Source organism: Microbacterium sp., assembly GCF_039812165.1.
In the GTDB taxonomy this organism is placed as follows: Bacteria; Actinomycetota; Actinomycetes; order Actinomycetales; family Microbacteriaceae; genus Microbacterium.
The window spans coordinates 1-22,428 of sequence record NZ_JBDIAB010000028.1 but is presented as its reverse complement, the minus strand read 5'-3'; the positions used below and the strand labels follow the sequence as shown (position 1 = coordinate 22,428).

Sequence of the window (22,428 nt, the reverse complement as noted above, 5' to 3'; positions counted from 1 at the left end):
TCCATGACGCCGTATGACGTCGTGTTGCGGGCGCCGCCGCTTCGTTACGGGCTCGGTTCGAGTCGGGCGGGCGCATGCGGTTGGGTGGCAACGTCCCCTCCCGAAGACCAAGGCTTCCCATGACCTCCTCCCCCGCTTCCCTGGCCGTGTCGGCGCGCCTCGCGCTCGCCGGACGCGACGTCGTCCGCGTCGGCTTCGGCGCGGCGCGCCTCACCGCGGGCGACGGATGGGGTCGCCCCGTCGACCCGGAGCGGTCGCGCGCCCTCGTGCGCGCGGCGCGGGATGCCGGCGTCGACTACTTCGACACCGCCGACGCGCTCGGCCCCGGGGTCAGCGAGACGATCATCGGCGAGACCCTCGGCGACGCCGACGACGTCCTCGTGGCCACGAAGGTCGGCATGCTGCGCGCCGGGCCACGCACGTGGGACGTGCTCGGCCACCCGAACTACCTGCGTCAGCAGGTCTACTCGAGCCTCCTGCGGCTGCGCCGCGAGCGCATCGACCTGCTGTACCTGCACCGCATCGACCCGGCCTATCCGCTGGCCGACCAGCTCGGCGCGCTGCAGGACCTCCGCGACCAGGGCCTCATCGCCCGTCTCGGCGTGAGCGAGCCGACCGCGGCCCAGCTCGACGAGGTGCTCGCGCTCGAGCCGCGCCTGGCCGCCGTGCAGAGCCTCTACAACCTCGTCGCGCGCGACAACGCCGTGATCGCGCGGACGCTCGACGAGCGCGGCATCCCGTTCGTCGCCTACTGGCCGCTCATCGGACGCGGCCTGTCGCATGAGCGCCACGCCCGGCTGTTCGCCGCGCTCGCCCCGATCGCCGCCGACCTCGACGTCTCGACGGCCGAGCTGGCCCTCGCGTGGATCTTCACGACCCTGCCGAACGGCCTCGCGGTCGTCGGCTCGCGCTCCACTCGGCATCTGGCCGGCAACGTCGCGGCGTCCGGCGTCCGGCTCCCCGTCGACGCGCTCGCGCGCATCGACGACGTCGTCGCGCGCGAGCTCGCCGGCGTGCGGTTCGACCCCAGCGAGCCGCGGGAGGACGCATGACCGGCACCGACCCGCTCGAGGTCTACACCGCCTTCGACGCCCGCCGCACCGCCGCGGGCGAGGTGCGCGACCGGCACTCGCCGTTCGCCGGCGCCGGCGACGAGGCGCACGCACGCATCGCCGAGCGCGTCGAGCGGCTGCGCCCCGAGCTCGTCGAGCTCGCACGCGACCTGTACGCGCACCCGGAGGTGGCCTTCGAGGAGGTGCGCAGCGCCGAGCAGGTCGCGCTGCTGCTCGAGCGGCACGGCGCCCGCGTCGAGCGCGGCGCGCACGGCCTGCCCACGTCGTTCCGCGCGACGAGCGGCACGAGCGGCCCGCACTTCGCGATCGTCGCGGAGTACGACGCGCTCCCCGGCATCGGGCACGCGTGCGGCCACAACATCATCGCGGCCGTCGCCGTGGGCGCCTACCTCGCCGCCACCGACCTCGTGCCCGACGCCCGGCTCACGCTCATCGGCGCTCCCGCCGAGGAGAGCGGCGGCGGCAAGGAGCTCATCATCCGCGCGGGCGGCTTCGACGACGTCGACGCCGCCGGCATGGTGCACCCGTCGGTCGGCTCCGACGTCAGCCCCATCTACGGCGGCGGCGGCACGAGCGGCGTGCGCCGCGTGCGCGTCACCTATCACGGTCGCGCGGGGCACGCCGCGCTGAGCCCCTACCTCGGTCTGAACGCGCTGGATGCCGTCGTGACCGCCTACCAGTCCATCGCACAGCTGCGCCAGCACATCCTGCCGGTCGACCGCATCCACGGCGTCATCACCGACGGCGGCGCCGCCGCGAACATCGTGCCGGAGCGGGCGTCGGCCGTGTTCCTGGTGCGCTCCACCGAGCTCGACACCCTCTCGGTGCTCACCGACCGCGTCGTCGACATCCTCGAGGCGGCGGCGCTGTCCACCGGCACGCGCGCCGAGGTCGAGGTGGACTTCGAGCCCGCCTACCTTCCGCTGCGACCGAACGTCGAGCTGAACAAGCGCTTCGCGGCCGCCCTCGCCGGCCGCGGGCGCATCGCCCCGCTCGAGCCGGTCGCCCCGCGCCAGGGCGGCCCGTCGACCGACATGGGCAACGTCAGCTGGTTCGTGCCGGCGATCCACCCCGCCCTGGGGCTGGGCGCCGCCGAGGGCGTGCTGCCGCACAACGCCGACTTCGCCGACAGCACGGTCGAGCCGCCCGCGTTCGACGCGATGGCGGATGCCGCGATCGCCCTCGCCGGCACCGCGGTGGACTTCCTTGCCGACGGCGGGCTGCGCGAGGCCGTCGCGGCCGAGTTCGCCGCCGCCGGCGGCTCGCGGAGGTGGGAGGCGTGACCGCCGACACCGCGACCGTCGAGGCGTTCTCGACCGCCGCCACCACGCGCGTGACCGAGCGCACCGGCCGTCGCCGCCACACGCGCGTGCTGCGCACGGTCGGCCGCACGCTGTTCGACATCGTCCTGGTGCTGTGGGCGGCGGCGACGCTCACGTTCATCGCGCTGCAGCTGATCCCGGGCGACCCGCTCGACAAGCTCCTCGCCGGCATCCAGGACGCCACCCCCGAGATCCGCGCGCAGATCGCCGCGCACTACGGACTCGACCAACCGGTCATCGTGCAGTACTTCACGTACCTGGCCGGGGTCGCGCGCGGCGACCTCGGCACCAGCTACCAGCGCGGCACGCCCGTCACCGAGGTCATCCTCGGCGAGCTGGGTCCCACGATCGAGCTCACCGTGTGGGCGATGCTCCTCGCCGTCACGGTGTCGATCCTCCTCGCCCTCGCCACGAGCGGCCGCCGCAAGAACGCGCGCCTCCTCGCCCAGGGACTCGAGCTCGTCGCGGTGTCGGTGCCGTCGTTCTGGCTCGGCATCCTCCTCATGACCGCGTTCTCGTTCGGCCTGCACTGGTTCCCCGCCTTCGGCGCCGACAACCCGGCGAGCCTCGTGCTCCCGGTCGTGACCCTCGCCGTGCCGCTCATCGGCGTGCTCACCCAGGTGCTGCGCGAGCGCATGGAGCACACGCTGCACGAGCCGTTCGTCACCACGCTGCGCGCGCGCGGCCTCGGCGAGGGCGACGTGCGCGCCCGCCACGTGCTGCGGCACGCGAGCCTTCCCGCCCTCACCCTCTCGAGCGTCATCTTCGGGTCGCTGCTGAGCGGCACGGCCGTCATCGAGACCCTGTTCGCGCGCCCCGGCGTCGGTCGGCTCGCGGTCATGGCGCTGCAGGACCGCGACATCCCCGTCGTCCTCGGCTTCGTCATCGTCGCCGCGTTCTTCTTCATCGTGATCAACACGATCGTCGACCTCCTCTACCCCGTGCTCGACCCGCGACTGAAGGGCGCCCGATGACCGTCGCCGCCCCGTCCCGCACCTCTCGCACGACGCCCTCCCGGTTCGCGCGCCGGCTCCCGCCGGTCGGCGTGCTCGTCGCGCTCGCCGTCGTCGTCCTGCTCCTGGTCGCCGCCGTCGCGCCGGGCCTGTTCACCTCGCAGGACCCGTACACGAGCAGCCCGGCCAACGCCTTCGCACCGCCCAGTGCGGAGCACCTGCTCGGCACCGACCAGCTGGGCCGCGACCTGTACTCGCGCATCGTCCACGGCGCCTGGTACTCGATCTCGCTCGGAGTCGGGGCGACCCTCATCGGGCTCGTCGGCGGCATCGTCCTCGGCGTCGTCGCCGGCTACTCGCGCGGCGTCGTCGACCGCGTCGTGACCCGCGCGCTCGACATCCTGCTCGCCTTCCCCGAGGTGCTCGTCGCGCTCATCGCGATCACCGTGCTGGGCCCCGGCCAGGCGAGCGTCATCTGGGCCGTCGGGCTCGGCCGCATCCCCGGGTCGGCACGCCTCGTCCGCGCGCAGGTGCTGCAGGTGCGCGGGTCGGGCTACGTCGCCAGCGGCGTGACGCTGGGCCTGCACCCGGCGCGCCTCGTCCTGCGTCACGTCGTCCCCAACAGCCTCGGTCCGGTGCTCGTCAACGCCGTGCTCGGCGTGGGCGTCAGCATCATCTTCGGCGCCGCGCTGAGCTTCCTCGGCCTCGGCGCCATCCCGCCGACCCCGGAGTGGGGCCTCATGCTCGCCGAGGCGCGCCAGTACCTCTCCATCGCGCCGGCGCTCGCGATCTGGCCGGGCCTGCTCATCACCGTCACGGTCGTCTCGATCACCGCGGCGGGCCGCTGGGCGCAGCAGCGCTACGTCTCCAAGAGGAGCTCGCTATGACCGACCCGCTCCTGCGCGTGCGCGACCTCAGTGTCCGGTTCGGCACCGGGCGGTTCGGCGACGTCACCGCCGTGCGCGACATCGGCTTCGACCTCGAGCCGGGCCGCTGCGTCGCGCTCGTGGGCGAGTCCGGCTCGGGCAAGTCGGTCACGGGGCGGAGCCTCCTCGGCCTCACCGGCCCCGGCGCGACGGTCACCGCCGGCGAGCTCTCGCTGCGCGGCCGCGACCTGCGCGCTCTCACGCCCGCGCAGTGGCGCGAGGTGCGCGGCCGCGACGTCGGGCTCGTGCTGCAGGACGCGCTGGTCTCGCTCGACCCGCTCGTGCCTGTGGGCCCGCAGGTGTCCGACACGCTGCGCGTGCACGAGAGGACCGCGCGCGCCGAGCGCCGCGAGCGCGCGATCGAGCTCCTCGCCCAGGTCGGCGTGCCCGAGCCCGAGCTCCGCGCCGCGCAGTACCCGCACGAGCTCTCCGGCGGTCTCCGCCAGCGCGCCCTCATCGCCAGCGCCGTCGCCGGCTCGCCCGCCGTGCTCGTCGCCGACGAGCCCACGACGGCCCTCGACGTGACGGTGCAGGCGCAGGTGCTCGCGCTGCTGGCCGAACTGCGCCGCGGCGGCACCGGACTGCTCCTCATCAGCCACGACCTCGCCGTCGTCGCCTCGCTCGCCGACGAGATCATCATCCTGCGCGAGGGCGAGGTCGTCGAGCGCGGCACCGCCGACGAGGTGCTGCGCTTCCCGCGGCACGAGTACACGCGCGAGCTCCTCGCCGCCGTGCCCTCCGCCACCTCCCGCGGCACGCGCCTGTCGCGCCAGCCGGTAGCCGTGTTCGACCGGGCGCCGCGCCCGCGCAACGAGGCCGTGTCGGACACCCCCGCGCTCGAGGCGACCGGCCTCACGATGCACTACCCGCGCCCCGGCGGCGGGCTCACGCGTGTGCTCGACGACGTCTCGTTCACGCTGCCGCGCGGCGCGACCCTCGGCATCGTCGGCGAGTCGGGGTCGGGCAAGTCGACCACCGCGAGCATCGCCCTCGGGCTGCTGACGCCGGATGCCGGCGAGGTCCGCCTGCACGGACGGCCCTGGTCGACGCTGCCCGAGCGCCGCCGCCGACGCCTGCGGCACTCGATCCAGTTCATCTCGCAGGATCCGCTCGGCTCGTTCGACCCCCGGGACCACGTCGAGGGCCTCCTCACCGAGGCGCTCGCGACCGTCCGCGTGCCCCGCGGCGAGCGTCGCGACCGCGCCGCGCACCTGCTCGAGCAGGTCGGTCTGGGCCCGGCGGTGCTGTCGCGGCATCCGCTCGAGCTGTCCGGCGGGCAGCGCCAGCGCGTCGCGATCTCGCGGGCGCTGGCCACCGAGCCCGACATCCTCGTGTGCGACGAGCCGGTCTCGGCGCTCGACGTCTCGATCCAGGCCCAGGTGCTCGACCTCCTCGGCGACATGCAGCGCCAGCTCGCGGTCAGCCTGCTGTTCATCTCCCACGATCTGGGGGTGATCCGCCACGTCACCGACGACGTGGTCGTCATGCGGCACGGGCGCATCGTCGAACGGGGCCGCACCGAAGACGTCTTCTGTTCGCCCCAGCATCCCTACACCCGCGAGCTCATCGGGGCCATCCCGGTCCTCTGACACCCGATCCCACCCGACTTCCTCCCGATCCAAGGAACCCAGCCATGCGAACCTCACGAATCGCCCTGACCGCCCTCGCGCTCGCGACGAGCCTCACGCTCGCCTCGTGCGCGGGCGGCTCGGGCAGTCCCTCCCCCTCCGACGCCGGCGGCGAGCCGCAGTCCGGCGGCACGCTCACCTACCTCGCCGGCGCCGAGCCGCCGGTGTGGGACGGCCAGCGCATCCCCAGCCTCGGCGCGAACTCGATCAACAGCTCGATCTTCGACACGCTCATCGCCCAAGACGAGGACGGCGGCTACCAGCCGAACCTCGCCACCGACTGGGAGATCAGCGACGACGGACTGACCTACACGTTCACGCTGCGCGAGGGCGTCACGTTCCACGACGGCACGCCGTTCGACGCGGCCGTGCTGAAGCAGAACCTCGACCGTCCGCTGGGCGAGCCCGACCTCGCGACGGTCAGCACCGGCATCGCGAGCACCGAGGTCGTCGACGAGCACACCCTGGCCGTCACGCTGTCGCGGCCGAACGCCGCGTTCATCCACGCGCTCTCGACGCCGCACTGGCCGATCTACTCCGGCGCGGTGCTGTCGGCGCACTCTCCGGCCGAGCTCAGCGCCGACCCCACCCTGTCGATCGGCACGGGACCCTTCAAGGTCGCGAAGTACACGAAGGGCAGCTCGCTCGTCCTCGAGCGCAACGACGACTACGACTGGGCGCCGGAGACGTGGGACCACACCGGTCCCGCGTACCTCGACGAGGTCGTCATCCAGTTCGTGCCCGAGCCGCAGGCGCGCATCGGCGCGCTCACGTCCGACCAGGCCGACGCGATCGACCAGGTGCCGCCGCTGAACATCCCCGAGGTCGAGGCCGCGGGCGACGAGGTGCTCACGAAGGACAACACCGGCACGCCGTACTACCTGGCGCTGAACCCCAACCGCCCACCGTTCGACGACAAGAACGTGCGGCTCGCCTTCCGCGAGGCGATCGACATCGACGGCCTCCTCAAGGGCGTCTACGCCGGCGTCTACGAGAAGGCCTGGTCGACGACGCTCCCCGACACCCCGCCGAAGGGCTCGTTCGACGAGTCGCTCGTCGACTCGTGGGGCTACGACCTCGACGAGGCCACCGCGCTCCTCGAGAAGGCCGGCTACGACGAGGTCGACAGCGAGGGCTACCGCGTCAAGGACGGGCAGCGCCTGCACGTCGACTGGTACGTCGACAGCCTCTACGTGCAGACCGACCAGCGCCAGCAGCTGGGCGAGGCGATCGCGTCGTCGCTGAAGGATGCCGGCTTCGAGGTCGTCCGCACGCCGTTCGACACGTCGTCGTTCACCGCCGAGCTCGCCAAGGGCGAGCACAACCTCGCCGACGCCTCGCGCGGCTTCGCCGACGTCGGCACGAGCGTCGTGCCGTTCTGGACGCGGGCGATCCCGTCGAGCAACGGCGGATCGGGCATCAACTACGGCCTGCTGAGCGACCCGGCCCTCGACGAGGCGTACGGGATCATCTCCACGAGCCTCGACCCCGACGCCCGCATCGAGGCCGCGCACGCGGCGCAGAACCGGATCCTCGACGAGGGCTTCGCGGTGCCGCTGTACATCCCGAAGAAGATCGTCGGCGTCACCCCCGCGGTCCACGGCTGGAAGTTCGACGCGGTGGGCTACACCGACTCGTTCTTCGACGTCTGGCTGTCCGACTGACGCACCGGTGGGCGCGGGCGCGCTCGTCCGCCCCCACCGGCATCCGTTCCCTCATCCCCCGCAGGAAAGGCCCCCTCCGTGCCCCGCATCGATCTCTTCTCGTATGGCGACGTCTCGCCCGGACAGTCCCCGGCGCGGCTGTACCGCGACCTCGAAGAGCAGGTCGTCCTCGGCGACCAGCTCGGCTATCACGGCGTGTGGGTCACCGAGCACCACTTCCGCAGCCGCGGCGAGGTGCCCGAGCCGCTCACCTTCTTCGCGCGCCTGAGCGCCGTGACCAGCCGCATCCGGCTCGGCACGTCGATCGTGTGCGCGCCGTTCTACCACCCGATCCGCCTCGCCGAGCAGGCGTTCCTCGTCGACGCCCTCTCGGGCGGACGCCTCGACCTCGGCGTCGGCACCGGCATCGCGAACGACGAGTTCGCCCGCATCTGGGGCTTCACGCTGCCGGATGCCTCGGCCCGCGCCGCGGAGATCCACGAGATCCTCGTGCAGGCCGCCGACCGCGGTGTCGTCGACTTCGACGGCGAGCACTACTCGTTCTCCGACGTGGAGATCTCGCCGCCCGCGGGCCGCCCCGCGCGGGATCTCGTGTGGACGGCCGCGGGTCGCAACGCCATCCCGCTCGCGAGCCGCCACGGGTTCCGCCTCATGATCCCCCGCCCGCTGCCGCTCGCCGAGCGCCTGCGCATCAACGCCGAGTACCGCGCCGCGGTGCCCGGCGGAGAGGTGCTCCACTTGCGCTCGGGCCTCGTGGCGCCCACGCGGGCGCTCGCCCGCGAGCGCGCCACCGAGTTCCTGCGCGAGTACGCCGCGATCTACCTGCGCACCGACTGGCGCGGCGGCCCCGACAGCGCCTCGTTCGACGACATCGCCGAGAAGCTCAGCTTCGCCGTCGGCACCGCGTCCGAGGTCGCCGACAAGATCTGGGACTGGACCGCGCAGTTCGGCGGCACCGAGCAGACCGCGATCCAGTTCCACGGCCCGCACGTCGCGCAGGCGCACGTGCTCGAGGCCATCGAGCTGTTCGCCGACGAGCTGCCGGGCCTGCAGGCCGATGCGGTCGACACGTCGCAGCCGTGGGTCGATCGCGGCATCCCCGAGCGTCCGCTCCCCGCCCCGCTCCAGCCCTACAGCTCGACGATCGCCGAGCCCGATGTCCGCGGCGCGCGACCCGAACGGGATGCCGTGCGCGAGACCGTGGAGGTTTCCTCATGACCACGACGCCGTCCACCCTCGACCCGCTCGGCACGAGCGAGATCGGCACGCGGCTGCGCGTGGGCTTCATCACGCACCTCGACCAGCACGCGGACGTCACGACCGTCTACCGCGACAACGTGCGGCTGATCCAGCAGCTCGAGCAGCTCGGCTACGACAGCGCCTGGATCGCGACGCGCCACTTCTTCTCCGGGTGGGCGGCGCTCCCCTCGCCGTACACGTTCCTCGGAGCGGCGGCGATCAGCACGAGCCGCATCGCCCTGGGAACCGCGGTCCTCCCGATCGTGCTCGACGACGCCGTGCGCGCCGCCGAGGAGGTGTCGGTGCTCGACCACCTCTCGCACGGCCGCGTGCTGCTCGGCCTCGGCAAGGGCGTGCCGAGCGACTCGTTCCACGTCTTCGAGGCGTGGAAGCCCGACCGCGACCGCAACTTCGAGGAGAAGATCGACACGCTCAACTGGGCCCTCGCGGGAAGCCGCGTCGAGGGCGGCACGGCGTCCATCTGGCCCGAGAACGAGGCGCTCGTCGGCCGCGAGTTCGTCGGCAGCTCGAACATCGACACGATCCGCTACGCCGCCCGCAGCGGCATCGGGCTGATCCTGGAGCGCTTCGGCAACGGTCCGGAGCGCACGCCGGCGGCGCGCGCGGGCTTCCAGGAGCGGCAGGCCGCGTCGGTGCGCGAGTATCGTCGCGTGTTCGCCGAGACGTGGGGCGCCGAGCGCACCCCGTACGTCATCACGTCGCGCAGCACGTTCCCCGGCGCCACCACCGCGCAGGCGCTCGCCGAGGCGGGCGACGCGGCGGCGCGCTGGAACGAGTACGCGGGGCAGATCGGCCGCACCGACCTGACGCAGAGCCGTGCCGACCAGCTGCTGTCGGACAACTTCGCGTGGGGCGACGCCGAGGCCCTCGCCGACGACCTGTTGGCCGACCCGACGATCGCTCTGACCGACGAGCTCGTGCTCGGCATCCACCCGGTGACCCACACGATCGACGAGACCGCCGAGAAGGCCCGCATCCTGATCGAGGAGGTCGTGCCCCTCGTCGAGCCGCGCTGGCGCGCCGCGCGCGAGGAGCTCGGTCTCGCGACCCCCGTGGAGGTCGGCGCATGACCCGCTCGACGGCCCCGGCCTCCGCCCCGGCCCCGGCCTCGGCCTCCGCGCCTACCCCGGTCCCGGCCCCGGCCTCCGCCCCGGCCCCGGCCGCTGCGCCTGCCCTCGCGCCGAGTTCATCGCCGAGTCACTCCTCTGCTGACGAGTCACTGCCCACCAGCACAGTGACTCGGACGGAGGCCAGTGACTCGGGGCTGCAGGCGACGACCCCGGAGGCCGAGGCGACGACCCGGGCGACCGCGGAGGAGGCGCCCCAGGTGGCCGGGACCACTCCGGAGGAGGCCTCGGAGTGGCGCCGCGCGTGGGATGCCTGGCACGAGGCCCGCTGGGCGACCGTGTCGGCGCCGCACGGCACCGCCGCCCTCGCCGACACGGTGTGGCTCTCGACGCAGGAGCAGAAGGTCGACGGCATCGCCGGGCGCTGGCGCGCCGACGGCGCCCGTGTCGTCGCCACCGGGCTCGACGGCTCCGGCTACACCGACGCGGGCGGCGCACCGGTCGGCGACGCCGTCGCGCTCGCCGGAGGCGAGGAGCTCCGCGCGGGCGACGTGCTGCTGCGCGCGTTCGTGCGCGACGGCATCCCGGCGCTGCGCATCCTCGACCCGCACACGCCGGGCCGGGTGCGGCTGCAGCGCATCGACGCGTACGCACCCGATCGGGCGTGGGTGCGCGAGGCGACCTTCACGCCGCGCGACGAGCCGGTCGGCTTCGACCACATCGACGGGCACCGTTCGGTGCAGCAGCGCACCGGGACCCTCGAGTTCGAGCTCGACGGCATCCCGACGCGGCTCACGGCGACGGTGCTCGCCGACGCGCTGTCGGTCGTCTTCGGCGACGCGACGAACGGCGTCGAGACGTTCCGGTTCCGCTTCCTGCGCGTGCCGCTGCCCGACGAGGAGGGGCGCACGACGGTCGACTTCACGCGCGCGATCCTGCCGCCGTGCTCCTTCAGCGACCACTACGTGTGCCCGCTGCCGCCGCCCGGCAACCGACTCGACGTGGCGGTGCGCGCGGGCGAGCGCACACCGGTGCGCGCGGACGCCTGACCGCGCCCGCGCCGACTACGCTCGTACACGTGACCGAACGCGCTCCCCTCTCCCGCAAGCTCTCCGCGATCGCCGAGTCGGCGACCCTCAAGGTCGACGCCAAGGCCAAGGCGCTGCAGGCGGCCGGACGTCCGGTGATCTCGTACGCGGCCGGCGAGCCCGACTTCGCGACGCCGCAGTTCGTCGTGGATGCCGCGGCCGAGGCGCTCGCGAGCCCGGCGAACTTCCGCTACACCCCGGCCGTCGGCCTGCCGGTGCTGCGCGAGGCGATCGCCGCGAAGACGCTGCGCGACTCGGGCCTGGAGGTCTCGCCCGGCCAGGTCGTCGTCACCAATGGCGGCAAGCAGGCTGTCTACCAGGCGTTCCAGACGGTCGTGAACCCGGGCGACGAGGTGCTGCTGCCGGCGCCGTACTGGACGACCTATCCGGAGGCGATCGCGCTGGCCGACGGCGTCGCGGTCGAGGTCTTCGCCGGCGCCGACCAGGACTACAAGGTCACCGTCGAGCAGCTCGAGGCGGCGCGCACCGACCGCACCACGGTGCTCGTCTTCGTGTCGCCGTCGAACCCGACCGGCTCGGTCTACACCCCCGAGGAGACGCGTGCGATCGGCCAGTGGGCCCTGGAGCACGGCATCTGGGTGATCAGCGACGAGATCTACCAGAACCTCACCTACGAGGGCGCCCGCGCGGAGTCGATCGTCGAGGCCGTGCCCGAGCTCGCCGGCCAGACGATCCTCGTCAACGGCGTCGCGAAGACCTACGCGATGACGGGCTGGCGCGTGGGCTGGATGGTCGGCCCCGCCGACGCGATCAAGCTCGCCGCGAACCTCCAGTCGCACCTCAGCTCGAACGTCAACAACATCGCCCAGCGCGCGGCCCTCGCAGCCCTCACCGGCCCGCAGGACGAGGCCGAGCAGATGCGGCAGGCGTTCGACCGTCGCCGGAAGCTCATCGTCGCCGAGCTCGCGAAGATCGAGGGCGTGACCGTCCCGAACCCGCTCGGCGCGTTCTACGTGTACCCCGACGTCCGCGGCCTCCTCGGCCGCGAGTGGCGCGGGGTCACGCCGACCACGTCGCTGGAGCTCGCCGACCTCATCCTCGACCAGGTCGAGGTCGCGGTCGTGCCCGGCGAGGCGTTCGGCCCGAGCGGCTACCTGCGTCTGTCGTATGCGCTCGGCGACGACCAGCTGCTCGAGGGCGTCCAGCGCCTGCAGGAGCTGTTCGCCTGACGCCCGCACTCTCCCGCGAGTCACTGCGCTGGCTGCGGGTCACTGTGCGGGGACGCAGTGAGCGAGCGCCCGGGCAGTGACTCGGCAGAGCGGCGGGATGCCGGGACTACAGCTCGACGCCGACGAGCACGGGCTCGGGCTGCAGGATCAGGCCGAACTCCGACAGCACGCGGCCCTGGATGAAGCGCGCGAGCTCGGCGAGCTCGGTCGCGCTCGCCCCTCCCCGGTTGGTCAGGGCGAGCGCGTGCTTCGTCGACACCGACGCGCGTGACCGCGGCAGACGGAAGCCCTTGTGCACGCCGGCGTGCTCGATGAGCCAGCCGGCGCTCACCTTCACCTCGGGGCGCGCCACCGTCGGCGCCGGCGCCAGGCCGTCGTAGGCGGCGAGCGGGATCACGACCGGGGTGTCGAGGTCGGGCGTCACGGGCCACCTCGGGCACTCCGGCGGCAGGGTCGCCGCGAAGTCCGGCGACACCACGGCGTTCTGGAAGAAGGAGCCGGCCGACGCGGTGTCGGGGTCGGCGGCATCCAGGACCATGCCCTTGCGACGGCGCGTCTCGAGCACGTGGTCGCGCACCCAGCGCAGCGTCACCGTCGACTCGGGCGTGAGCCCGAGCGCCGCGCGCAACTGCGCGCCCGCGATCGGCCGCTCGCCGTGGCCCACCTCGGCGAGGTCGAGCGTGACCGAGAGGATGACCGCGCGCCGCTGCGGCTCCGACCCGTGGTGGTGCTTGAGCACCGACGTGCGGAACCCGAGACCCAGCTCGGCGGCGGGCACGGTCGAGACCTCGCCGGTGGACTCGTCGAGGAGCTCCACCTCGACGAGCGTCTGCACGATCTCCTGCCCGTAGGCGCCCACGTTCTGCACCGGTGCCGCGCCGACGGTGCCGGGGATGCCCGACATCGCCTCGATGCCGGCGAGCCCCTCGTCGACCGTGTAGGCGACGAGCGCGTCCCAGTCGTGGCCCGCCTGCACGCGCAGGCGCGCCCGTCCGTCGTGGGGGGATGCCAGCCGCTCGATGCCCTCGGTGAGGATGCGCACGACCGTGCCGTCGAACGGCTCGTCGCCGACGAACAGGTTCGACCCGCCGCCCAGCACGAACCAGCGGTCGCCCTCCGCCCACACCGCGCGCAACGAGGCGACGAGCTCGTCGGTCGTGAACGCGTCGACCATGCGTGCGGGTGCGGCGCCGGTGCGCAGGGTGGTCAGCTGCGCGAGCGGGATCGGGGCGATCTCGGGCATCAGACGAGGCGGACGCGGACCTGCGCCTTGCCCAGCACCGTCGTGTCGGCGTGGGTCACGGTCAGATCGATGCGCGCGGTCTCGGCGTCGACGGCGCCCACCTTCGCCGACACGTGCACGTCGGCGCCCGTCTCGGGGTCGACGACCACGGGCCGCGTGAAGCGCACGCCGTACTCGACGATGCGGCCGACGTCTCCGAGCCACGGCACGACGGTCTCGACCGAGAGTCCCATCGTGAGCATGCCGTGCGCGAGCACGCCCGGCAGCCCCACGCGCTCGGCGACGTCGTCGCGGTAGTGGATCGGGTTGAAGTCGCCGGACGCCCCGGCGTAGCGCACGAGCGACTCCCGCGTGAGGTGCACGGTGCGCTCGGCGACGATCTCGCCGACGGTGAGCTCCGCGCCCACGGGCTCGGCGGCTCCGGACGACGCGTCGGGAGTGGGTGTGGCGGTCATTCGGCGCCTCCGATCAGCAGCACCGAGGTGGCGGTGACGACGTGCGCGTCCGCGGCATCGGTGATGACGGCCTCGCTCGTGACCATCGCCCCCTTGCCGAAGGGACGGATGCCGACCACCCGCAGCTGCGCGGTCAGCTCGTCGCCCGCGACGATGGGCCTCGTGTACTGGAACCGCTGCTCGGCGTGGACGGTGCGCTCGAGCGCGATGCCGGAGTCGGGCTCGGACAGCAGCTGCTGCAGCGTGACGTCCTGGATGACGATCGCGAAGGTCGGCGGCGCGACGACGTCGGCATAGCCGAGCGCGCGTGCGGCGGCCGGGTCGGTGTGCTGGGGATCGGTCGCGAGGACGGCGCGCGCGAACTCGCGCACCTTCTCGCGTCCGACCAGGTAGGGGGCCGTCGGCGGGAACGCGCGATCGACCAGCTCAGGGTTCACGGACACCCTCCGATCCTAAACCGAGGAGCGGACACGATCCGGATGCCGCCGCGCGGCCGCGGCCGCGATACGACCCGGTGCCCGCCACGGGTCGGGCCCGGTCACCGGCCGCGACGCGACGACGCCTTGAGCGCCATCTGCACCGCGACGTAGGTGAGGAACACGGCGAAGAGGATGTTCGCCGTGAGCGGGTCGAGCAGCGTCGCCAGCCACGCGCCGAGCGCCGTCGTCGTGCACGCGGAGGCGCCCACCGCGACGGCGACGACGAGGTCGACGTTGCGACGGCGGAGGTTGCCGACCGTTCCCGAGATCGCCGTGGGGATCATCATCAGCAGCGACGTGCCCTTGGCGACCAGGTCGCTCACGCCGAAGACGATCATGAGCGCCGGGACGACGACGATGCCGCCGCCCACGCCGAGGAGGCCCGCGAGCACACCGGTGACGAGGCCGAGGAGCGCCAGGCCGATGCCGGTGAGCCACGTCAGCTCGAGCCCGGCATCTCGCGACGGGATCACGACGAACAGCATCACGATGACCGCGACGAGGAATCCGACGAACCCCCAGCGCAGCGCGCGCTGGGAGATCCGCGCGAGCAGCCACGTGCCGAACTGCGCGCCGACGACCGCCGTGGCCGAGAGGATGAGCGCCGGGATCCAGGCGACCGCGCCGTGCAGCGCGTAGGAGATCACGCCGACGCTCGCCATCGGCACGATGGCCGCGAGCGAGGTCCCCGCCGCGCGGCGCTGGTCGAAGCCGAGCAGCAGCACGAGCATCGGCACGATGACGGTGCCGCCGCCCACGCCGAACAGACCCGACAGCAGGCCGGCCGCCAGACCGATCCCCACGCAGGTCAGGATGGTCCGCGGCGTCCGGGCCGCGGGCTCGGAGGAGGTCATTGCTCCTCCACGCCGTCGATCGCCCACCCGCTCTCGCCGGAGATGACCGTGTATCGGTAGTGGATGGTCTCGTCGGTCGGCGTCGCGCCGGATCCGTCGTCCAGCAGGTTGCGGTAGGTCTCGGTGGTCTCCACCATCACGGCGTCGCCGTCGTCGCGCACCGCCGTGACCGTGAGCGTGTACCCCTCGGTGCTGTCGCGGAACTCAGACATCGTGGTCTCGAACGCGCGACAGTCGGTCATGCCCATCGCCTGGCGGTACGAGGCGGTCGTTGTCGCGAAGTAGGCGTCGCAGTCGGCGTCCGTCCACGCCTGGTCGTACCGTTCCACCGCGGCGACCGCAGCGGCCTGGTGCTCTCCCCCGGCCTCGAGCGTCGAGAACAGGCGGGGCAGGAAGATCGCCGCCGCGGCGACGAGGCCGGCCAGCAACAGGCCGAGGACGACGAACACGATCCACAACGGGAACGGCCGCTTCGGCGCTCCCTCCGCTGCGCCGGACGGCATCGCCTGCGCGGCAGCGGTCCCGAACGGGCCGGAGGCTTGCGGCGAGCCGGTCTGGCCCGCGACGGCCGCGCCGAGCGAGCCGGCGGCCGGGTACGAGCCGACCGGGTCAGCCGCCAGAGCCGACGCCGTCGGGGCACCCGCGCCGGGCGCCGGGGGCGCGACGTGCTCGGTCCACCCCTGGCCGTCCCACCACCGCTGGGCTCCGTGACCGTCGTCGTACCATCCCGGCGGTGTCGTCACGCGGGCTCCCCCTCCGATCCCTGCGGATCCTCGCCATCGGTCGCGGCCTGCTCGAACTGCGCGCGGTAGAGGCGCCAGTATGCGCCTTCGGCCGCGATGAGCTCGTCGTGCGTGCCCTTCTCGACGATATCGCCATGCTCCATCACGAGGATGAGGTCGGCGTCGCGGATCGTGGAGAGCCGGTGCGCGATCACGAACGACGTGCGCCCCTCGCGCAGCGCCGACATGGCGTGCTGCAGCAGCAGCTCGGTGCGCGTGTCGACCGAGCTGGTGGCCTCGTCGAGGATGAGCACCGCGGGCTGCGCCACGAAGGCGCGGGCGATCGTGATGAGCTGGTTCTCGCCGGCGGAGACGTTCGCGGCATCCTCGTCGAGGACCGTGTCGTAGCCGTCGGGGAGGGAGTGCACGAACCGGTCGACGCGCGTGGCGACCGCCGCCTCGACGATCTCGTCGTCGGTGGCCGACTCGCGCCCGTAGCGGATGTTGTCGCGGATCGTGCCGGCGAACAGCCACGGATCCTGCAGCACCATGCCGGTGCGCGAGCGGACGTCGTCGCGGGTCAGCTCGGCGATGTCCTGCCCGTCGAGCAGGATGCGGCCGCCGTCGAGCTCGTAGAACCGCATCAGCAGGTTCACGAGCGTCGTCTTGCCGGCGCCGGTCGGTCCGACGATCGCGACGGTCTGGCCGGGCTCGACCCGGAACGACAGGTCGTGGATGAGCGGCTTCTCGGGCGAGTACGAGAACTTCACGTGCTCGAACTCGATCACGCCCGGGCCGTCGACGAGCGACGGCGCGTCGGCGGCATCCGGCTCCTGCTCGTCCTCGTCGAGGAGCGAGAACACGCGCTCGGCCGAGGCCGTGCCCGACTGCACCACGGCGGCCATGCCGCCGAGCTCCGACAGCGGCTGCGTGAACTGCTGCGAGTACTGGATGAAGGCCTGCACGTCGCCGAGACGGAGCTGCCCGGATGCCACCATGAGGCCGCCCAGCACGGCGATGCCCACGTAGGTCAGGCTGCCGACGAACATCATGCCCGGCATGATGATGCCGGAGAGGAACTGCGCCTTGAACGAGGCCTGGTAGAGCTCCTCGTTCTCGACCTGGAACTTGGCCCGCGCGTCCTCCTCGCGACCGAACACGCGCACCAGCGCGTGGCCCGAGAACGACTCCTCGACACGGGCGTTGAGGCGCCCGACCTTGCGCCACTGGATGCTGAACGCCTTCTGCGAGCGCGGCCCGATGACGCCGAAGATGACGCCCATGAGCGGGAGCGCGACGAGTGCCACGATCGCGAGCTGCCACGAGATCGAGAACATCATGACGAGCACGCCCACCACCGTGAGCACCGACGTGAGCGCTCCCGACAGCGACTGCTGCATCGTCTGGGTGATGTTGTCGATGTCGTTGGTCACGCGCGAGATGAGCTCGCCGCGCTGCACGCGGTCGAAGTACGACAGCGGCAGGCGGTTGAGCTTGGCCTCGACCGCCTCGCGCAGGCGCCACATCGTGCGCACCATGATGACGTTGATGACGTAGCCCTGGACCCATGTGAGGAGCGCCGAGACCACGTAGATCGCGAGCACCGCGACGATGACCCAGCGCAGCTGGTCGAAGTCGACGCCCGAGCCCACCGCGAAGTTCTGCATCGCGGCGACCATGTTGGCGAGGTCGTCCTGGCCCGCGCCGCGCAGCGCCTGGACGACCTGCTCCTGCGTCGTGCCGGCCGGGAACTGCGCGCCGAGCGTGGACGACACGACGCCCTCGAAGATGATGTTCGTGGCCTCGCCGAGCACCTTCGGCGCGATCACGGCGAGCACGACGCCGATCGCGCCGAGGAGCGAGACGAGGGCGAACGCCCACTTGTGCGGGCCGAGGAGGCCCACCATGCGCACGAAGCTCCTGCCGAAGTTCTCGGCCTTGCCCGGCGCGACGCTGTCCCAGTCGCCCGAGTTCAGGCGGGCCTGCTCGGCGAGCTCGAGCTCGAGACGCTCGTCCTCGGTCAGCTCCTCCGTGCCGCTCATGCGTCCACCCCCAGCTGCGACTCGACGATCTCGCGGTACGTCTCGTTCGTGGCGAGCAGCTCGTCGTGGGTGCCGAGGCCGACCATGCGCCCGTCGTCGAGGACGACGATGCGATCGGCATCGGTGATCGTCGACACGCGCTGGGCGACGACGATCTTCGTCACCTCCGGCAGCTCTCGCCACAGCGCCTGTCTCAGCCGCGCGTCGGTCGCGAGGTCGAGCGCCGAGAACGAGTCGTCGAAGACGAGGATGTCGGGCCGGTGCACGATCGCGCGCGCGATCGAGAGCCGCTGCCGCTGGCCGCCCGACACGTTCGTGCCGCCCTGCGAGATGCGCGCATCCAGCCCGCCCTCCATCTCGGCGACGAAGTCGCGGCCCTGCGCGATCGCGAGCGCGTGCCACAGCTCGTCGTCGGTGGCCTCCTCGCGCCCGAAGCGCAGGTTCGAGGCCACGGTGCCGGTGAACAGGAACGGCCGCTGCGGCACGTAGCCGATCCCCTGCCACAGCAGGTCGAGGTCGGCGCGGCGCACGTCGACGCCCGACACCCGGACCGTGCCGGAGGTCACGTCGAACAGCCGCGGGATGAGGCCCACGAGCGTCGTCTTGCCCGAGCCGGTCGAGCCGACGATCGCGACCGTCTCGCCGGGGTTCGCGCGGAAGCTGAGCCCGGACAGCACCGGCGCCTCGGCTCCCGGATAGGTGAACGAGACGTCGTCGAACTCGACGGCGCCGCGCTCGGGGAAGGTGCGGACCGGGTCGCTCGGGCGGGTGAGCGCGTCGGTGCTGTCGAGCACCTCGCCGATGCGGTCGGCCGACACGGCGGCGCGCGGGATCATGATCGTCATGAAGGTCGCCATGAGCACGCCCATGAGGATCTGACCCACGTACTGCATGAAGGCGAACAGCGTGCCGATCTCGACGTTCCCGGCATCGACCTGGATGCCACCGAACCAGATGACGCCCACGACCGTGACGTTGAGGATGAGCATCGCGAGCGGGAACAGCACCACGAACAGAGACCCCACCTTGCGGCCGATGACCATGATGTCGGTGTTGGCGCCCCGGAAGCGGTCCTCTTCGATGCGCTCCCGCACGAAGGCGCGCACCACCCGCACGCCGGTGAGCTGCTCCCGCATGATGCGGTTCACGTTGTCGAGCCTGCTCTGGTACTGGCGGAACAGCGGCACCATGCGGGCGATGATGAGCCCGCCGACCAGCAGCAGCGCCGGCACGGCGACCCCGATGAGCCAGCTGAGCCCCACGTCCTGCTGCAGCGCCATGATGATGCCGCCGATCGCCAGGAGCGGCGCGGTGACGAGCATCGTGGCGCCCATCATCGCGAGCATCTGCACCTGCTGGACGTCGTTCGTGTTGCGCGTGATGAGCGTGCCGGGGCCGAAGTGCGAGACCTCGCGCTCGGAGAACCCGCTCACCTTCTCGAACACGTCGCGGCGGATGTCGCGGCCGGCGCCCATCGCCGCGCGCGCCGCGAAGTAGGTCGCCACGATCGAGGCGACGATCTGCCCCAGCGCGATCACGAGCATGAACACGCCGTGCGACCAGATGTAGGCGGTGTCGCCGCGGGCGACGCCCTGGTCGATGATGTCGGCGTTCAGCCGGGGCAGGTAGAGGGATGCCAGCGCCGACGCGAACTGGAACACCAGCACGCCGACCAGGAGCCAGCCGTAGGTCCGGAGGTACCGGACGAGGAGTCTTCCGAGCATGCGCGTCTCCCGGGTCGGCGAAGGAACGGTCCATCGTAACGCCAGGCCTCCGACATCCGACCGGCCGGGCCGCTCGTGATCGCTCTCCGCGAAACGACGGAAGACGACGGAGCCCGGCGATCCGAGGATCGCCGGGCTCCGGGTGCGAACGGTGCTACGGCTTCTTGACGCCGTCGAACAGCGCGCGGTACGAGAAGCCGGCGATCAGCGCACCCACGATCGGGAACACGATGAACACCCACAGCTGGCCGAGCGGCAGCGCGCCGCCGTAGACGGCGGTGGCGATCGAACGGGCCGGGTTGACCGACGTGTTGTCGACGGGGATCGTCGCGAGGTGGATCAGCGTCAGCGTGAGGCCGATCACGAGGCCCGCGAAGGCCGGGTTGCCGCGACGCGAGTGCGTCACGCCGAGGATCACGATCACGAAGATCGCGGTGAACAGCACCTCGACGACGATCGCGCCGCCGATGCCGAAGCCGCCGGGCGAACCGGCGTCGTACCCGTTGCTGGCGAAGCCGCCCTCCTGGGCGGCGCTCAGCCAGCCGTCCGGGCCGTAGAGGCCGACGAGGAAGATGAGCGACGTCGCGACGAGGCCGCCGACGACCTGCGCGACGATGTAGCCCAGCACGCCGCTCCACGGGAAGCGACCGGCGGCGGCGAGGCCGACGGTCACGGCGGGGTTGAAGTGGCCGCCGGAGATCGGGCCGAACGCGTAGGCGCCGGCCACGACGGTCAGGCCGACCGCGAGCGAGACGCCGACGAAGCCGACGCCGAGCGAGGTGCCGTTGTCGCTCGCGCCGAAGTTCGCCGCGAACAGGGCGGTGCTGATGACGCCGAGGACGAGCAGGAACGTGCCGAAGGCCTCGGCGACGAGAGTGGCCGCGGTCGACGGTGCGACCGGCGTGTGGTCGAGCGGCGTCGGTGGGATCGGCGCGTCGGGCTTGGGATCGGACATGGGATCTCCTTCTTGAGGCATCGAGGGCATCCCCCTCCGGATGCCGTTACTCCGACATCTTCGCGTTTGCTGGGAGTTTCCGCGATTATGTTGCTCCGCGCGTCGTCATCTTGTAACCCGGTCGTGACCGACCCGTCGGCTGCGGTACGACGACGGGCACCGCCTACGCTGAGCCTCATGCGGAGGCCGACGTGACCGATCCGGGGCAGGGGATCTGGGTGTCGCCGACGCCCGCGGGCTTCCGTCGCCACGAGGCGACCGCACTCGTCGGGCACGGCGACGAGACCTGGCGACGCGTCGCGCACGACGTGCTGCGCTGGCGCGTCAAGACCGCGAGCGGCTTCCGCGTCGAGGCCGACGGTCCGGTCGCCGTCGGCCAGGAGCTCCGCGTCACCGCGCGAATGCTGGGCCTCGCGGTCGTCGAGCCGGTCCGGGTCGTCGCGGTGGTCGACGAGCCCGACCGCGTCGGCTTCGCGTACCGCGCGCTGCCCGGGCATCCGGTGCGCGGCGAGGAGGCCTTCATCGTGCACCGCGCGGGCGACGGCATCCTGTTCACCGTCCGCTCGCTCACCGCACCCGCCGCGCGGCAGCCGTGGCGCGCTCTGCACCCGCTGCTGCGGGTCGCGCAGGCCGTGGCGAGGAGACGCTACCTGCGCGCCCTGCGCTGACGTCCGCCCGGGCCCATCGGCGACCTGGCGCGTCTCGTCGCGCGTGGAGGCGGCCCGGCGACAGAACGCGTCGGAACGCGGGCCGACCTCCGTCGCCTGGCGCGTCTGGTCGCCGTCGACGGCCAGCGGACAATCTGCGCCAGCCTGGCTGCCCGGCGGAGCGCAGCCCCCGGGACCTGCCGACGAGGGATGATGGTCCTATGCGCAAGAAGGACGACGAAGGCTCGACGCCGCTCGGCGGCGACGACACGACCAAGGAGCAGCTCGCGGCAGACAACGAGGTCGAGGAGGACACTCTCCAGACCCTCGACCCCGACGCGCCGCCGGCCTGAGGCGGCGGACCGGGCTCGATCTCGCTCGCTCAGGATGCCGGGAAGATCTGCCCGATCGGCTCGCGCTTCTCCGCCTGGAAGCGGTCCTCCGTGCGCCCGCGCGCCCAGTAGCCCGACAGCGACACCTGCGACCGGGCGAGACCCCGCTCCTCGAACAGCACGCGGCGGAGGGCCTTCGTCGACTCCCGCTCTCCGTGTGCGAACACGTCGACGTGCCCGTCCCGCCACTCGAGGGCGCGGACGGCCTCGGCGAGGCGCTCGGTCTCGTGGGCGGGGTCGACGATCCAGCGCACGTCGACGCCCGCGGGTGCGACGAGGTCGAGGACGGCGTCCTCCGACTCGATCTCGATGAGCGCGACGCCGGTCGCGGCATCCGGAAGCGCCTCGAGCCCCGAAGCGATCGCCGGCACGGCCGAGAGGTCTCCCACGAACAGGTACCAGTCCGCGTCGGCGTCGGGGGCGTATCCGCCGCCCGGACCGGACAGGCTGAGCGGTGCACCGGGCTGCACGGTCGCGGCCCACGGGCCGGCGAGTCCCTCGTCGCCGTGCACGACGAACTCGATGTCGAGCGTCTGCGCCTCGTGGTCGACGCGCCGCACCGTGTAGGTGCGCGTGACGGGGCGCGACTCCGGCGCGGGGGTCGTGAACCTCAGCTTCGCGTACTTGTCGGTCTCGGGCCGGTCCTCGAACGTCGCGAAGCCGGCGCCGCCCAGCCGCACGCGCACGAGGTGCGGGCTCAGCCGTTCGGTCGAGACCACCTCGAGGTCGACGACGGGACGCGGG

At 72.5% G+C, this 22,428-nt stretch carries 21 protein-coding genes; 12 read left to right on the top strand and 9 right to left on the bottom strand.

Going from position 1 to position 22,428, the window contains the following annotated elements; all coding sequences use genetic code 11:
- The first annotated feature begins 119 nt into the window (after positions 1–119).
- The 10 genes from WML84_RS04250 to WML84_RS04205 all read left to right on the top strand — a co-directional run bounded on the left by WML84_RS04250 (position 120) and on the right by WML84_RS04205 (position 12,171).
- Positions 120–1,052: an aldo/keto reductase gene (locus WML84_RS04250; RefSeq protein ID WP_347344899.1), complete on the top strand. Its 933-nt coding sequence runs from the start codon at positions 120–122 to the stop codon at positions 1,050–1,052.
- Positions 1,049–2,356 (top strand): amidohydrolase, encoded by a 1,308-nt coding sequence (locus tag WML84_RS04245; protein ID WP_347344898.1) that lies wholly within the window; start codon positions 1,049–1,051, stop codon positions 2,354–2,356. The genes WML84_RS04250 and WML84_RS04245 overlap by 4 nt, the downstream gene beginning before the upstream one ends.
- Positions 2,353–3,369, top strand: coding sequence for an ABC transporter permease (locus WML84_RS04240; RefSeq protein WP_347344897.1), 1,017 nt, complete (start codon positions 2,353–2,355; stop codon positions 3,367–3,369). The genes WML84_RS04245 and WML84_RS04240 overlap by 4 nt, the downstream gene beginning before the upstream one ends.
- Entirely contained in the window at positions 3,366–4,235 is an 870-nt protein-coding gene (locus tag WML84_RS04235) for an ABC transporter permease (protein ID WP_347344896.1), read from the top strand. The genes WML84_RS04240 and WML84_RS04235 overlap by 4 nt, the downstream gene beginning before the upstream one ends.
- On the top strand, positions 4,232–5,863 hold the full coding sequence (locus WML84_RS04230) for an ABC transporter ATP-binding protein (protein ID WP_347344895.1): 1,632 nt from the start codon (positions 4,232–4,234) through the stop codon (positions 5,861–5,863). The genes WML84_RS04235 and WML84_RS04230 overlap by 4 nt, the downstream gene beginning before the upstream one ends.
- A gap of 44 nt (positions 5,864–5,907) precedes the next feature.
- Positions 5,908–7,566 (top strand): ABC transporter substrate-binding protein, encoded by a 1,659-nt coding sequence (locus WML84_RS04225; protein WP_347344894.1) that lies wholly within the window; start codon positions 5,908–5,910, stop codon positions 7,564–7,566.
- A 78-nt stretch (positions 7,567–7,644) separates the two neighbouring features.
- Positions 7,645–8,784 (top strand): LLM class flavin-dependent oxidoreductase, encoded by a 1,140-nt coding sequence (locus WML84_RS04220; RefSeq protein WP_347344893.1) that lies wholly within the window; start codon positions 7,645–7,647, stop codon positions 8,782–8,784.
- Positions 8,781–9,896 carry an LLM class flavin-dependent oxidoreductase gene (locus WML84_RS04215; RefSeq protein ID WP_347344892.1) on the top strand — a complete coding sequence of 372 codons (1,116 nt, stop codon included), beginning with the start codon at positions 8,781–8,783 and terminating at the stop codon, positions 9,894–9,896. The genes WML84_RS04220 and WML84_RS04215 overlap by 4 nt, the downstream gene beginning before the upstream one ends.
- A gap of 164 nt (positions 9,897–10,060) precedes the next feature.
- Entirely contained in the window at positions 10,061–10,942 is an 882-nt protein-coding gene (locus tag WML84_RS04210; RefSeq protein WP_347344891.1) for a DUF1684 domain-containing protein, read from the top strand.
- Between the two features lie 29 nt (positions 10,943–10,971).
- Complete coding sequence (locus WML84_RS04205) at positions 10,972–12,171, top strand: pyridoxal phosphate-dependent aminotransferase (RefSeq protein WP_347344890.1); 1,200 nt, start codon at positions 10,972–10,974, stop codon at positions 12,169–12,171.
- Positions 12,172–12,277: 106 nt separating this feature from the next.
- On the opposite strand, the gene WML84_RS04200 is transcribed toward WML84_RS04205, so the two are convergent.
- The 8 genes from WML84_RS04200 to WML84_RS04165 all read right to left on the bottom strand — a co-directional run bounded on the left by WML84_RS04200 (position 12,278) and on the right by WML84_RS04165 (position 20,645).
- Complete coding sequence (locus WML84_RS04200) at positions 12,278–13,414, bottom strand: UDP-N-acetylmuramate dehydrogenase (protein ID WP_347344889.1); 1,137 nt, start codon at positions 13,412–13,414, stop codon at positions 12,278–12,280.
- On the bottom strand, positions 13,414–13,869 hold the full coding sequence (locus WML84_RS04195; protein WP_347344888.1) for a MaoC/PaaZ C-terminal domain-containing protein: 456 nt from the start codon (positions 13,867–13,869) through the stop codon (positions 13,414–13,416). The genes WML84_RS04200 and WML84_RS04195 overlap by 1 nt, the downstream gene beginning before the upstream one ends.
- Entirely contained in the window at positions 13,866–14,312 is a 447-nt protein-coding gene (locus WML84_RS04190) for a MaoC family dehydratase N-terminal domain-containing protein (protein WP_347344887.1), read from the bottom strand. The genes WML84_RS04195 and WML84_RS04190 overlap by 4 nt, the downstream gene beginning before the upstream one ends.
- 95 nt (positions 14,313–14,407) lie before the next feature.
- On the bottom strand, positions 14,408–15,202 hold the full coding sequence (locus tag WML84_RS04185) for a sulfite exporter TauE/SafE family protein (RefSeq protein WP_347344886.1): 795 nt from the start codon (positions 15,200–15,202) through the stop codon (positions 14,408–14,410).
- Positions 15,199–15,945 carry a DUF2510 domain-containing protein gene (locus WML84_RS04180; RefSeq protein WP_347344885.1) on the bottom strand — a complete coding sequence of 249 codons (747 nt, stop codon included), beginning with the start codon at positions 15,943–15,945 and terminating at the stop codon, positions 15,199–15,201. Before WML84_RS04180 ends, WML84_RS04185 begins: the two co-directional genes overlap by 4 nt.
- Complete coding sequence (locus WML84_RS04175) at positions 15,942–17,966, bottom strand: ABC transporter ATP-binding protein (RefSeq protein WP_347344884.1); 2,025 nt, start codon at positions 17,964–17,966, stop codon at positions 15,942–15,944. The genes WML84_RS04180 and WML84_RS04175 overlap by 4 nt, the downstream gene beginning before the upstream one ends.
- Positions 17,963–19,690, bottom strand: coding sequence for an ABC transporter ATP-binding protein (locus WML84_RS04170; protein ID WP_347344883.1), 1,728 nt, complete (start codon positions 19,688–19,690; stop codon positions 17,963–17,965). Before WML84_RS04170 ends, WML84_RS04175 begins: the two co-directional genes overlap by 4 nt.
- Before the next feature lie 154 nt (positions 19,691–19,844).
- Positions 19,845–20,645 (bottom strand): aquaporin, encoded by an 801-nt coding sequence (locus WML84_RS04165; RefSeq protein ID WP_347344882.1) that lies wholly within the window; start codon positions 20,643–20,645, stop codon positions 19,845–19,847.
- Positions 20,646–20,836: 191 nt separating this feature from the next.
- Here WML84_RS04165 and WML84_RS04160 point away from each other — a divergent pair, with 191 nt between their 5' ends.
- Together WML84_RS04160 and WML84_RS04155 are read left to right on the top strand one after the other, a co-directional pair.
- Positions 20,837–21,313 carry a DUF1990 family protein gene (locus tag WML84_RS04160; protein WP_347344881.1) on the top strand — a complete coding sequence of 159 codons (477 nt, stop codon included), beginning with the start codon at positions 20,837–20,839 and terminating at the stop codon, positions 21,311–21,313.
- 200 nt (positions 21,314–21,513) lie between these two features.
- Positions 21,514–21,645 (top strand): hypothetical protein, encoded by a 132-nt coding sequence (locus tag WML84_RS04155; RefSeq protein ID WP_347344880.1) that lies wholly within the window; start codon positions 21,514–21,516, stop codon positions 21,643–21,645.
- Positions 21,646–21,674: 29 nt separating this feature from the next.
- Here the strand turns inward: WML84_RS04155 and WML84_RS04150 are convergent.
- The coding region (locus tag WML84_RS04150; RefSeq protein ID WP_347344879.1) for a siderophore-interacting protein at positions 21,675–22,428 on the bottom strand (754 nt) is incomplete at its 5' end.